Genomic DNA, 12,924 nt, shown 5'->3' on the forward strand with positions numbered 1-12,924 from the left:
CATGAAGGAGAAATGGAATGACCGAAGCGGCCATGTCGCTCGCGAGGAAGCGTGTCGTCGTGATTGGAGGAACATCGGGTATCGGTTTTGCAGTCGCCGCGCTTGCGCAGGAAATGGGCGCTGAAGTCGTGATCGCGTCGAGCCATGCGGCAAACGTCAACGCGGCTGTCGAGCGACTGCCTTTTGCGACGGGCAACGTGATCGATCTGCGAGACGAAGACAGCGTATCCCGCTTTTTCGAAAATATCGGTGCCTTCGATCATCTCGCATTGACCGCGGGGGATTGGGGCATGCAGATGTTTATCGGCAAGCGGGACCTTGACCTCGTTGCGGCACGCGACGGATTCTCGGTCCGGTTCTGGGGGGCGCTGGCAGCCGTCAAGCACGGTATCCGGTCGATCAATCCGAATGGATCGATCACGCTGACGAGCGGCATGCTCGCACATCGCCCCATCAAAAGTGCCCCATTGGCGACCGCGGCAGGCGGAGCCATCGAGCATCTTGCACGCGGCCTCGCTATCGATCTCGCCCCGGTACGGGTCAACGCCGTGTGTCCAGGCATCATTCTTACCGACCATACAAAACTGATGCCTGAGGACAGGTTGCAGGCGTTCGTAGCACGTTTGCCCTTGCCGCGAGGCGCTTCGCCTGCAGAGGCCGCTGCGGGTTATGTCTATTTGATGTTGAACAGCTACGTAACCGGTCAGGTGCTTCCCGTGGATGGCGGCGGCTGGCTGGTGTGAAGCGTGGTCTGGGCGCTTGATTTGCGAGAAACCGACTGTTGGCGCGAGTGGGGCGCTGGCGGAACCGGGCCGACGCCGTTCAGCTGCGTGTGGCGTGGAACAGGCACGACGATCCGCGCCTGAGTGCTGGCTATGTCACCGCGCAGTCACAGTTATATGTTCCCATCTGTTACGTACTATTTCCGGCCATTACGTCCGATCAGCCTCGGGCCAACCCGCACTCCATTCCGCGCCCCCGCTTTCCCCGCCCGCATACACATCTCAGGAGCCGAGCATGCCAAGCATTCGACCTGTGTCCGTAGCCAGCCGCATTTTCAATTGCACCACGCTAGCGTTCGCCGCGTTCTGTTTCGCGTCCGGTGGCGCCACCGCGCAAACGCCGCCGAAGCCGGTGCCCACGCCGGGCTTCAGCATAAGCGTCTTCGCGGCGCCGCCCGCCGGGTCCAGCGCGCCGGACTCCCTGGCCGTGCTTGATGATCACATCTGGGTCGCCTATGCAAACGGCGGCGCACCCGATGGTTCGGGTAACGCGCAGAGCCAGATCGTTGAGTACTCGCGCGACGGCAATGCCCTGCGGACATTTACCGTGACGGGACACAACGATGGTCTGAAGGTCAATCCCTACACCCGGGAAATCTGGGCGGTGCAGAATGAGGATGCGAATGCAAACCTCGTCACGATAGACGCGGCGACCGGTCGGACCACACGCTATGTTTTCGGCAAGCCGCCGCACGGCGGCGGTTACGACGACATCGTGTTCATGGACGGTCAGGCCTTTTTCAGCGCGTCCAACCCTACCCTTGACGCCAATGGCCAAAGTACGGGTCCCGCGATTGTTCGCGGGCTCCTCCGCTCAAACGGCACGATCGACGTCTCTCGCGTGTTGTCCGGTACGCCTGAGGCCAGCAATATTCCGTTTGGCACGGTGGCGCGGCTCAACCTGACCGATCCGGATTCGATGACGCTGACGCCGTCGGGTGATGTTCTGCTCGATGACCAGGGAGATGGTCAGCTCGTTCTGTTGCGCGGGCCGGGCAAGGATCCGCGCGTGCAATATCTGCCACTTCTCGGCCACGTGCAGATTGACGACACGGTATTCGCCACCACGCGACGGGGCTTCCTGCTCGTGGCCGACACGAAGGCAAACATCGTGTACAAGATCAGTGCCGATGTCTGGCAGCGCGGAGCGGCGTTCTCCGCATCAACGGGTGTAGCTGCTGCGAGTGGTGCACCAGCGGTGCCGGCCTATGTCGGCCAGCTCGATCTGGCCAGCGGAGCACTCCTTCCGTTGGTGACCAATCTGGTCAGCCCGCATGGCATGGCCTTCATACCGGCAGACGACCAGTAACGCGCCAGCGTTGGATGCCGAGCGACATTGCAGACCGGACCGCAGGCTCGTCACGAACGGTGAGCCTGCGAGTACGGTATCAGTACTTCATCGCGACTGCTTTTCCAGTTTCACAATGGTCAAGGTGCCATTGACGTTTTCGACGCGGACCTTGACTTTGTTACCCTCGTGAACCTGCTTGACGATCGCGGCATCCTTCGCCTTGAATGCCATCGTCATCGGCGGCATCCCGACGTTGTCCAGCGCGCCGTGCTTCAGCGTGACCATGCCGGTCTCAGGGTCCACCTTCTTGACCTGGGCATCGGTGAGTGCGGTGTTCGACGACGTCTTCGGAGCCGACGGCGTGGACATGTTCATGCCAGCCACGTCATCGCCAGCGAACGCGGGCGCAGCGACGAAGGCTACAAGTACGACAGACGCAACAATCAGCTTCTTCATTGGGTTTCTCCAGATTGAGTAGATGGCACTTTCATGCCGGAAGGTATCGCATGGGGGAACGGCGAAAGAGCCTGCCTTCTCACGCGGCGGCGCTGTAACAGGAACCAGGCTGCTGGAATAACGAACATCGACAGCAGCGGCGCCGTGACCATGCCGCCGACCATGGGTGCGGCAATGCGCTGCATGACTTCCGAACCGGCGCCGTGTCCAACCATGATGGGGATGAGGCCTGCGAGCACGACCGCGACCGTCATTGCCTTGGGTCGCACGCGCAATACGGCGCCTTCGCGAATCGCATCGAACAGAAGTGCCTCGGTCAGTGGCTCACCGGCTTCCAGCCTGCGATTCAGCGCGCCCTTCAGGTACAGCAGCATCACGACACCGAACTCCGCCGCCACGCCCGCGAGCGCAATGAATCCGACTGCGGTTGCGACAGATACCGCATGTCCCAGCATCCATATAAGCCAGAAACCGCCGACAAGGGCGAACGGAACCGTCGACATCAGCAGCAGCGCGTCGGCAGCCGAATTGAAGGTCAGGAACAACAGCACGAAGATAACGACGAGCGTCACGGGAATGACGGTGCGCAACTTCGCCGCCGCACGCTCCAGGTACTCGAACTGGCCGGACCACGCAATTGAATACCCAGGCGGCAACACCACCTTCTCCGCTACGGCACGTTGCATCGCTTTCACCGCCGACTGCAGGTCCGTATTGCGAATGTCGACGTAGACAAAACCGGAGAGCCGCGCATTCTCACTGCGAATCGACGGCGGGCCGTCGGAAATGGCGATATGCGCGACATCGCCGAGCTGGATTTGCGCGCCCCGGTCCGTGACGACCGGCAATTGACGCAACCTCTCGAGGGAGTCCCGGACCTCGCGTGGATAGCGGATGTTGATGGGGAAGCGCTCACGGCCGGCAATGACCTCGCCGACGTTTTCTCCACCCACCGCCGACGATACGACCGACTGAATGTCTGCCACCGACAGGCCATAGCGCGCGGCGGCCAGCCGGTCGATATCGACATCGATGTACCGGCCGCCGTTCAGGCGTTCGGCGAGCGCGGAGGTCACGCCTGGCACATCCTTCACCGCCGCTTCAACCTGCGCCGCAAGCCTGTCGATCTGCGTCAGCTCGGGTCCCGAAATCTTGACCCCGACTGGCGTCTTGATGCCCGTCGACAGCATATCGATGCGGTTGCGGATAGGCGGAACCCATACATTCGACAAGCCCGGTACCTTCACCGTCCGGTCCAGTTCATCGACCAGCTTTTCTGGCGTCATGCCGGGTCGCCACTGGCTGCGCGGCTTGAACTGAATCGTCGTCTCGAACATCTCGAGACCCGGTGCGGGGTCCGTTGCGGTGTCGGCGCGTCCCGATTTGCCGAACACGGTCGCCACTTCCGGCACGGTCTTGATGAGCCGGTCGGTCTGTTGCAGCAGCTCGCTCGCTTTCTCAGTCGAAATGCCCGGCAGCGCGGTCGGCATGTACAGCAGGTCGCCCTCATCGAGCGGCGGCAGGAACTCTCCGCCGAGACGCGACACCGGGACGATGGTGGCAGCCAGTGCAATCACGGCGACACCAATCGCAAGCCATGGGCGTCGAAGCGTTGCCTCGAGCAGCGGCCTGTAGAGGCGAATCAGCACGCGGTTGATGGGGTTGGCATTTTCATGCGGAATGCGGCCCCGGATGAGATAGCCCATCAGGACGGGCACGAGCGTCACGGACAGCCCGGCTGCGGCCGCGATCGTGTACGTCTTCGTGTACGCCAGCGGCGAGACGAGCTTGCCTTCCTGTCCTTCCAGCGAAAACACCGGGATAAAGGACAGCGTGATGATGAGCAGCGAGAAGAACAGTGCGGGCCCCACCTCGGCGGCGGATGTCGCAATGAGTTCCCAGCGCTGCGCGGCCGTCAGCTGTGTTCCGGGAAACGTGTGCTCAAAGGCCTCCAGGTGCTTGTGCGCGTTCTCTATCATCACGATGGCCGCGTCTATCATCGCGCCGATGGCAATCGCGATGCCGCCGAGCGACATCAGGTTCGCATTGATGCCCTGGTAGCGCATCACGATGAACGCGGCCAGTACGCCGAGCGGCAGCGACAGGATGGCCACGAATGCGCTGCGCAGGTGAAACAGGAAGACCGCGCAGACCAGCGCGACGACAATGAACTCCTCGATGAGCTTGTCCTTGAGGTTGTCCACGGCGCGGTCGATCAGCTGCGAGCGGTCGTAGGTCGTGACAACCTCGACGCCAGACGGCAGCGACCGCTTCAGGTCAGCCAGTTTTGCTTTCACCGCCTCGATGGTCGTCAACGCGTTCTTGCCCGAACGCATGACGATGACGCCGCCTGCGACCTCGCCCTCGCCGTTCAGCTCGGCAATGCCTCGACGCGTCTCGGGTCCTATCTGGATGCGCGCGACATCGCCAAGAAGCACCGGTGTGCCGGCGTCGTTCGTTCGCAGCACGACATGTCGAAAATCATCCAGCGAGCGCAGATAGCCCGACGAGCGGACCACGTACTCGGACTCGGCGAGCTCGACCACCGAGCCGCCTGACTCCTGGTTGGCCTTACCCAGCGCGTCGGCCGCCATCGCCTGGGTGATGCCATACGCACGCAGCCTGTCCGGGTCGAGCACGACCTGATACTGGCGCACCATGCCGCCAATGGACGCGACTTCGGACACATCCGGCACTGACTTCAGTTCGAACTTCAGGAACCAGTCATTGAGCGCGCGCAGCTGTCCGAGGTCGTGCTGTCCTGTCTTGTCGACGAGTGCGTACTCGTACACCCAGCCCAGGCCAGTTGCATCCGGCCCAAGCGATACGGTCGCCCCAGGCGGCAGGCGGCTTTGCACCTGGTTCAGGTATTCGAGCACGCGCGAGCGTGCCCAGTACTGGTCAGTCCTGTCATCGAACAGCACGTAGACAAATGCATCACCGAACGAGGAATACGCGCGGATGGTCTTCGCGCCTGGCACACCAAGCAGCGTCGTGGTGAGCGGGTACGTGACCTGGTCTTCGATGACCTGCGGCGCCTTGCCCGGATACGATGCCTTGATGATGACCTGCGTATCGGAGAGGTCAGGCAGTGCATCGAGCGGTGTTTGAGTCACGGAGTAGACGCCCCACCCCGTGACGAGCACCGTCGCGAGCAATACCAGGAACCGGTTGTGAATCGACCAACGAATGAGGCGCGCAATCATCTGGCACCTCCGACGGGTTCGACCTTCGTTAGCTGGTAGCCATCGTCCGTTTGCCGGAACACGAAATGCACAGTCTCACCCGCTTTCACGTCCGGGAACGCATTGGCCGAAGGCTTGTTGAACGCCATCGTCATCGCGCCCCAGCCAAGCGCCGGAACAGGTTGATGCGAGAACGTAATGTCTTTCGGCGTGACCTTTTCGACCTTCCCCATGGTCTCGTACGTCTGGATCGCAGCAGGGGCATTGGCTGGCGTCGAACCGGTCGTGGAGGCGAGGCCGGTTGCGCCCGATGCCGAGCCACCTTCCAGTCTCGGCAGAACCGACTTCAGACTGGCTTCGGAATCAATGAGGAACTGACCGGAAGCAACGACCGTGTCGCCATCGCTCAGACCGCCTAACACCTCAGTTTCATCACCGACATCGTTGCCAACCGCGATCGTAACGGGCTGCAGGCGGCCATCACTGTTCCTCGCGATGACGACGGAGCGCCTGCCCGTCGTGATGACTGCCTCGGACGGGACGAGCAGACGCGAGACCGCCTTCTGTCCACCGACACGCACACGCATCAGCATACCGGGCGTGAGCTTCAGCGCAGTGTTGTCGATTTCGAGGCGTGCCTGCAGCGTGCGGCTGCTGGTGCTGATGCCGGGCAGGATTTCACGAATCTGCCCGTTGAAATGCTGGGCGGGGTCACCCGCGAACGTCGCATCTACCGTCATGCCGGGCTGCACGCTCAGTGCAAGCGCTTCAGGGATTTCAACGATAAGCCACAGCTTTGAGAGACCGGCGACCTTCGCGAGCGTTTGCCCCGGCACCACCATCGCGCCATCCCTGACGTTCAGTTCGCTCACGACGCCGGTTTCCGGCGATGACAGCACGACATGTGTCTGCGCCTTGCCGGTCCGGTCCAGTACCTCGACGACGCCGTCCGGAATCGACAGCGCACGCATACGCGCGCGGGACGCTTCCAGCATGCTGCTGTCCATCCCGCCGCGCCTGAGCGCGAGGTACTCTTCCTGCGGTGCCAGCCAGTCGGGTACGAACAGCGACGCAATCGGTGCGCCCTTCGCAATCCGCTGCATCGGCGCGCTGGCATAAAGGTGGTCGATGTAACCCGTCACCCGGGATTGCACGACATCTGAGCGCGATTCGTCGAACTGCGTGGTGCCGACGGCATCGAATCCTTCCGTTGTGTCCTGCATGCGTACGGTCGCGTAGCGGATGCCCAGATTCTGCTGGAGGCCCGGGTCAATCTTGATGGCGGTGGCCCCGCTGCCTTCATCAGCGTAGACCGGCTCGAGCTGCATCTCCATGAAAGGCGACTTGCCAGGTTTGTCGAAATGCTGGCTCGGCACCATCGGGTCGTGCCAGTAGAGCACCTTGCGACCGGACTTCGGGTCAACCTTGTCGCCGGACGGTGTTGCCTCCAGCGCGCTTGTGCCATGCGTCGCCGGACGATGTGTGCCGGCGACATAGCCGACACCGAGCAGCGCCGCTGCGGCAAACATCATCAGGGCCGCGCGTATCAGTTGTTTCTTTTGCATGCTGTTCTCCTTCACTGACCGACGGGCATTGAAGCGGACATCGAGGCGGGCACGACCTGGTATTCGAGCTGTGCCCAGGTTTGCGACACGTCGCGCTGCAGGTCCAGCACCTGAAGTTCAGCGTCGAGCTGTGCACGCCTCGCAGCGAAGGTATCGGCCAGCGAGCCAGTACCTGCTTTGTACGCTGCAGCCGCGAGTTGCGCGCGCTGGTCCGCAGCCGGAAGCAGGGCGTGAGTGAGATTGGCAATACGTTCGCGACCGCTCGCGAGGGTGGCTGACTGCGTGCGGATGTCGGCTTCCACCTGACGCTGCGCGTCCTCGTACATCAGCCGCGCCCTGGTGCCCAGTTCCGCCTTCTCGGCGGCGTCCCGGTCCTGGTAGTTCTTGCGATGGATGGGGAGCGGAATGCTCACGCCGATCGACACCATGTTCGAGTACGCCCCGCCGCGCTGCTGGTAGGCGACTTCCCACGTCCAGTTGGGGCTGCGGTTGCTGTTCGCGACGGCGGTATCGGCATCGGCGACGTCAATGTCCCGGGATGCTGCGACGAGCGCCGGTTGCACCTGACGCAGTTCCTCTGGAGGCAGCGATGACACATAGGACTGTGGCGCCGGCGGCTCACCGCTCACGTCCGAAACGGGCGTTGCCGTCCAGCGGGACAGGCCGATGAGCGCGGTCTGGAACGTCTGCCGGGCCTTGAGCAACTGGTCCTGGGTCTGCGCGAGCATCGCCTGGGCCTGCGTCACGTCGGCGGCAGTCGCTTTCGCTCCGCGATAAGACGCTTTCGTTGCATCCAGCTCGTGGGTCATGTGGTCAACGAGCTCCTGCTGCAGCGAAACGGCCTTCTTCGCATAGACTGCGTTCAGCCACGCCGTGGCTGTTTGCTCGCGAGTGTTCGCGAGCAAAGCGAGGTAGCCCGCCCGCTCGCGGTCCACTACGTCGTTCGCCAATGCGGACCGGAGTCGGCGCTTGTCGCCGGACACCCATTCCTGCTCGATGCCGATGCGGCGCATCGTCATGAAATCCTGGCCAATGGTGAATTTTTGCTGCCCGGTCACAGGCAGGTTGTCGACGCCGGCTTTGAGCGTCGGGTCGGGCAACTGGCCGGCCCGGGCGGCCGCTTCCGAACTGGCGCGCACCGTTGCCTGTGCAGCCCCCATGGCGGCGGAGTGGTCCGTCGCGGCCTGAAGTGCCGCATCAAGCGTGACGGGTGTTTCCTGAGCGTACGTAGCGACGCTCGTGAGAATCAGCGGGGTAAAAAGTGAATGCGCGCGCAGTGGTGCACGCCGGCATGACGGCGTGCCAATGGTCAAAGACATGTTCTAACCCCAACGGCGGAATCCCAAAGGGAATCCACGTCCTGGACGCAGGACGACCTCGCCGCAAACGCGGCGAACCTGTCAGAAAGGGATCAGAGGGTGCGAGGAGGTCGCCAGAGACCGGCCGGTTCACGGACGGTGAGCGACTGTGCGTAATGGAATACGACGGGGCTGGACAGCCCGGCGGGACGGGTTACCTCGATGCGCGACAGCGGGTGATACAGGCTGCCAAGCTGACATTGCGCCGTTGCCTTGCAGAAGAAGCCTTTGGCTTTTCCCGGTTGCGAGGACTTCATCGTTTGGCAGCCGGGCATGTCCGACGACATTGCACTGCCTTCGTCAGCGAACATGGACATCTGCATCGGACATTCTCCAGTCAGCCCGCTTGCTGCCAGCCCACTGACGGGCAGCACAGTGCAAAGGAACAGGAGGAGCAATGTCCGGAGAAATTTCATGGCTGGGATTATAGCGGAGCCATTTCATCCATGTTTTGTGGAATGTGTTGTCTGCGTCAGTCACCGCGCACGGTCTGTACCAGCAGAAGGTGGCGAAAGGTCAAAGCGTCATCGACAAATGTCTCTGTAGTGCTCCAATTCGACGGGGCCGTCGACACCTCACGGATTGAGCCTCGTAATCCGTTGGCCTTGTACGCCGAGTCCGGCCATCAACCCCTGCTGACCAAAAATAAATGCGTAGACATCCGCCTGCAGCGTTGTGGTGTTCATCGACCTGGCTGCGCCCGCATCCACGACTACAACGGTCGGGCCTACGCCAACGGCCCAACCACTACTATCGAAGGGTTGCCGCGCGGCTCTGTCGGTCATCAGGAACAACGCCTCCGAGAGCGTCTGCGCACCAGCCTGCAGGCCCCACGAAACCCCTGTGTTTCTGAAGTAGCCCAGGACTTTGCCGTCGGAACCGAACAGTACCCCTCTTCCGCCTTGCGCGCCCACCCCGAGGCCCGCCCGGAGGATATTCGGAAACACGAGCACAGCCTTCGCCCGATCATGAAGGTCCCTGGCTCTGGGCGCCGTGTCAAACAGTTGCTGCAGCGCCGCGCGCGCTTGAGCCTCCAGTTCTGGATCACCCGTTCCAGGCGACGAAGTCTCTTGCGTCGAACAGGCCACCGTGAGTAGCAAAAGCGGGACCGCGAGAAAAAGCCGCAGATACTTGCTCATGACACGCGCTCCATTCTGAATGCGACCTGGCGGTTTGAAACGAACTCCCGCATCGGGACCTTCCCGGGTCATATCAATAGTGGTTCCTGCTTGCCGTCAAGGCAATTGGACCTTGGTCTAATAGCGGCGTGGCAGTCCCTGAAGCCATCGCGGCCCCGCGATGCTCCGGGAGTCGGCCTGCTTGCCGCGCGATGAGCGTTTCGTCCAGATGACTGACGTGCCCGCGCGTTCGGCAACAGTGACATATTTAATGTGCGCCCGGCAACACCTTGCCTGGTAAGGCTTGACGGCGATCCGGTCGCCCGACGCGCTCGCGCGATTACTGGCCGCCCTCCGTGCGAATCGTCAAATGGTTGTCGACGGAAGTGACGCCCGCGACGCCCTTCGCGACGGTCGCTGCTTTGTCAATCTGCGACGCGTCAGGCACGGTGCCTGTCAGCGACACAGCGCCGCTACGCGCGCGCACGGTCATATTGGCGACATCGATCCCCCCAGCCTTCGCGAGCGCGGCACGCACTTTCTTTCCCAAAGCGCGGTTTTCCGCCTTGACCGACTTCGCGGTCGGTGCGGCGGGCGCCATTGCGCCGGCGTCGCTGGACTGCGCATAGGCGTTGACTGAAGCCAGGACAATCAGCGCGCAGCTCGCTAACTTGATTGCTTTGATTGCGTTCATAAACGTTCTCCTATGACGGTCTCTAATGAAGCCACTACACCACATCGGTGCTGCCGGGTTTCCCGACATTCTGAGGAACTGTTCTGCGCTCGAAGCGATATGTTGGGCAGACTACGGGAATAGGGAGAAGCGCCTGGCTATCCGCGCCGGTGTGCTGAACAGTACGATACCTTGAACCGTGCGGCTCTGCACGCCTGCCCCAAGCGGGTTATCTCAACGTCCTGGCGAGGAAACTGGCGATGCGTTCTCGATCCGACGCACGTTGCCATGCCTGACTACGACATCATTTGTGCAGTTCGTTGCGGCTCGAAGCCAGCAACCGTTCTGGTTGCGTATGTCGTTGGTTACGCTGAGCGTGTTGGGTGGTGCGGTCTTCTTCCTGATGCCGGCCGGGGCCTCATCACATTCCGGGAAAGGTGTACCGGCGCCTCACGCCTTGCGTGCACGGAGATATCTGAAGAACTCTACGCCTTCCTGCAGGCGCCGTTTCATCATCTCCCAACTCACCAGCATTTCGCGGACGATTTCCCAGATCTTGGTTGGTCTGAAATAAAAACGCTTGTAGAACTCCTCAACGCCAACGTAGATCTCTTCGCGCGACAGGTGCGGATAGCCGATAGTGGAAGCCTGGGTGCCCGCCGAATTGACGAGGGTGATGACCTTGCTTTCATTCAACCATCCGTTCTCGACCGCTTGCTTATGAAGGACGGTACCCGGATAGGGCGCAGCGAGTGACACCTGGATCGTGTGGGGATTGATCTCTTTCGCGTATTCGATCGTCTTCTGGATCGTTTCGTGCGTCTCGCCGGGAAGCCCAAGAATGAACGTGCCGTGGATCTTGATGCCGAGCTTGCGGCAATCGTCGCTGAATCGGCGGGCCATATCGGTCCGCAGGCCCTTTTTGACGTTCACGAGAATCTGGTCGTCGCCGGATTCGTACCCGACCAGCAAGAGCCGCAACCCATTTTCTTTCATCACCTTGAGGGTTGAATAGGGCACGTTCGCCTTTGCGTTGCACGACCACGTCACGCCTAATTTGCCAAGACCACGAGCGATCTCCTCGGCTCTCGGTCTGAGATCCGTAAAGGTATCGTCGTCGAACATGATCTCCTTGATTTCGGGCATGTTATCCCTGATCCATTTCACCTCTTCGAGGACGTTCTCGACCGAACGCGTGCGGTAGCGATGACCCCCGACCGTATGCGGCCAGAGGCAAAAGGTGCACCTGGATTTGCAGCCTCGCCCCGTGTAGAGCGACAGATACGGATGCTTGAGATAGCCGCTGAAATAGTTCTCCGGCGTCAGGTCGCGCTTATAGATGGGCGAGACGAACGGCAACTGGTCCATGTCTTCGAGAATCGGTCGGGCGTCGTTGTGCATGATCCCGCCGTCCGGCAGACGATAGCTCAGACCGAGAATCGATTCGAACGGCAGACCCTGCGCGATCTCGCGACATGTGAAGTCGAATTCTTCACGGCACACGAAGTCGAGTGCGTCACTCGCGGTCAGTGAGCCGTGAGGATCGACGGCGACTTTTGCCCCAATCATACCGATGAGGATCGGGGGCTTGCGCCGCTTTAAGTGCTCTGCGAATTGAACGTCACTCTGGAACGATGGAGAGCTCGTGTGAATGATGACGAGTTCGTATTCCTGAGCAATGTCGAGTGTCGTATCCAGCGACAGGCTATCTGCGGGAGCATCCACGACCCGGCTACCCTCGATCAGCGCAGCAGGCTGGACCAGCCACGTCGGATACCAGAATGATCGAATCTCGCGCTTCGTTTGGAAGCGCGAGCCCGCTCCGCCATCGAAGCCTTCATATGAAGGTGCCTGCAGAAACAGCGTTTTCATTAATGCCCTCGAAGAGAATAGTCCGCGTGGCCGGGATCAGTCACCCGCACGGACTCGCCAGGCATCGGCGATGTTCGCAAAGTGTTTCGAAGCCTTCAAAAAGATGACAATTACTGGATAGTTGCTTTGGACGTCGTCCTCCCCTGTGCGCCTATGGGAACTTGCACGCAGGGATTCGCCTCATCATCATCCTTTCAGAGCCGCACGACAGTTGACCCGAAGTAGCGAGGCAGCGGCTATCGCTGGGAAGCAGGAGGCGGATCAAGAATACTACGACTTGGGGTCTCGGCATGGCGAGAAATTGGCCTTTTCACCTGTCGGTCGTTACTGCGCGACTACGTTGAAGGTGGAAGGTTTCATATAAACCCGGTGTCGATGCCCAGCTTAACGAAACACGCACTTAATGGGCAACGCCCGCGGCGATCGTACGCCGGGTTTGCCGGCATTAGCGATTCATCCTGTACTAGACTATCTCTGCGCGGCCTGAGACATCACCCCAGACATCAAGCGGCGTCCGGTGCTGCGTGCAGCACCGGGCCGTCGTCGAATCCGCTACGGAACGGCCGGCGGCAGTAACGGCATGGATCCGTGCGATCACAGCGCTTAGTGCTCCAAAGCGGGAGG

Annotated in this window: 10 protein-coding genes; 2 read left to right on the forward strand and 8 right to left on the reverse strand. The window is 61.3% G+C overall.

The window, feature by feature from the left end; genetic code table 11:
• Positions 1-17 precede the first annotated feature (17 nt).
• Positions 18-743: an SDR family oxidoreductase gene (locus tag P3T23_RS33785; RefSeq protein ID WP_429320416.1), complete on the forward strand. Its 726-nt coding sequence runs from the start codon at positions 18-20 to the stop codon at positions 741-743.
• Positions 744-1,017: 274 nt separating this feature from the next.
• On the forward strand, positions 1,018-2,091 hold the full coding sequence (locus P3T23_RS33790; RefSeq protein ID WP_429320417.1) for a hypothetical protein: 1,074 nt from the start codon (positions 1,018-1,020) through the stop codon (positions 2,089-2,091).
• 87 nt (positions 2,092-2,178) lie between these two features.
• Here the strand turns inward: P3T23_RS33790 and P3T23_RS33795 are convergent, their stop codons facing one another.
• The 8 genes from P3T23_RS33795 to hpnJ form a co-directional block, all read right to left on the reverse strand.
• Positions 2,179-2,529 carry a copper-binding protein gene (locus P3T23_RS33795; RefSeq protein WP_429320418.1) on the reverse strand — a complete coding sequence of 117 codons (351 nt, stop codon included), beginning with the start codon at positions 2,527-2,529 and terminating at the stop codon, positions 2,179-2,181.
• A complete protein-coding gene (locus tag P3T23_RS33800) occupies positions 2,526-5,735 on the reverse strand; it encodes an efflux RND transporter permease subunit (protein ID WP_429320419.1) in 3,210 nt (1,069 codons plus the stop codon). The genes P3T23_RS33795 and P3T23_RS33800 overlap by 4 nt, the downstream gene beginning before the upstream one ends.
• Positions 5,732-7,279, reverse strand: a complete 1,548-nt coding sequence (locus tag P3T23_RS33805) for an efflux RND transporter periplasmic adaptor subunit (protein ID WP_429320420.1) — start codon at positions 7,277-7,279, stop codon at positions 5,732-5,734. Before P3T23_RS33805 ends, P3T23_RS33800 begins: the two co-directional genes overlap by 4 nt.
• A gap of 11 nt (positions 7,280-7,290) precedes the next feature.
• Positions 7,291-8,598 (reverse strand): TolC family protein, encoded by a 1,308-nt coding sequence (locus P3T23_RS33810; protein WP_429320421.1) that lies wholly within the window; start codon positions 8,596-8,598, stop codon positions 7,291-7,293.
• A 92-nt stretch (positions 8,599-8,690) separates the two neighbouring features.
• The gene (locus P3T23_RS33815; protein ID WP_429320422.1) at positions 8,691-9,053 is read right to left on the reverse strand and encodes a hypothetical protein; all 363 of its coding nucleotides are present in this window, start codon (positions 9,051-9,053) and stop codon (positions 8,691-8,693) included.
• A gap of 159 nt (positions 9,054-9,212) precedes the next feature.
• Positions 9,213-9,776, reverse strand: coding sequence for a YSC84-related protein (locus P3T23_RS33820; protein ID WP_429320423.1), 564 nt, complete (start codon positions 9,774-9,776; stop codon positions 9,213-9,215).
• A gap of 319 nt (positions 9,777-10,095) precedes the next feature.
• Entirely contained in the window at positions 10,096-10,449 is a 354-nt protein-coding gene (locus P3T23_RS33825) for a BON domain-containing protein (protein ID WP_429320424.1), read from the reverse strand.
• Positions 10,450-10,878: 429 nt separating this feature from the next.
• Entirely contained in the window at positions 10,879-12,300 is a 1,422-nt protein-coding gene (gene hpnJ, locus P3T23_RS33830; protein WP_429320425.1) for a hopanoid biosynthesis associated radical SAM protein HpnJ, read from the reverse strand.
• Between the last annotated feature and the right edge of the window lie 624 nt (positions 12,301-12,924).

The organism is Paraburkholderia sp. GAS448, assembly GCF_050435685.1.
GTDB lineage: Bacteria > Pseudomonadota > Gammaproteobacteria > Burkholderiales > Burkholderiaceae > Paraburkholderia.

Bases quoted from the DNA above. Each gene is read 5' to 3' on its own strand.
- P3T23_RS33785 (WP_429320416.1), top strand. From the start codon at position 18: ATGACCGAAGCGGCCATGTCGCTCGCGAGGAAGCGTGTCGTCGTGATT.
- P3T23_RS33790 (WP_429320417.1), top strand. From the start codon at position 1,018: ATGCCAAGCATTCGACCTGTGTCCGTAGCCAGCCGCATTTTCAATTGC.
- P3T23_RS33795 (WP_429320418.1), bottom strand. From the start codon at position 2,529: ATGAAGAAGCTGATTGTTGCGTCTGTCGTACTTGTAGCCTTCGTCGCT.
- P3T23_RS33800 (WP_429320419.1), bottom strand. From the start codon at position 5,735: ATGATTGCGCGCCTCATTCGTTGGTCGATTCACAACCGGTTCCTGGTA.
- P3T23_RS33805 (WP_429320420.1), bottom strand. From the start codon at position 7,279: ATGCAAAAGAAACAACTGATACGCGCGGCCCTGATGATGTTTGCCGCA.
- P3T23_RS33810 (WP_429320421.1), bottom strand. From the start codon at position 8,598: ATGTCTTTGACCATTGGCACGCCGTCATGCCGGCGTGCACCACTGCGC.
- P3T23_RS33815 (WP_429320422.1), bottom strand. From the start codon at position 9,053: ATGAAATTTCTCCGGACATTGCTCCTCCTGTTCCTTTGCACTGTGCTG.
- P3T23_RS33820 (WP_429320423.1), bottom strand. From the start codon at position 9,776: ATGAGCAAGTATCTGCGGCTTTTTCTCGCGGTCCCGCTTTTGCTACTC.
- P3T23_RS33825 (WP_429320424.1), bottom strand. From the start codon at position 10,449: ATGAACGCAATCAAAGCAATCAAGTTAGCGAGCTGCGCGCTGATTGTC.
- hpnJ (WP_429320425.1), bottom strand. From the start codon at position 12,300: ATGAAAACGCTGTTTCTGCAGGCACCTTCATATGAAGGCTTCGATGGC.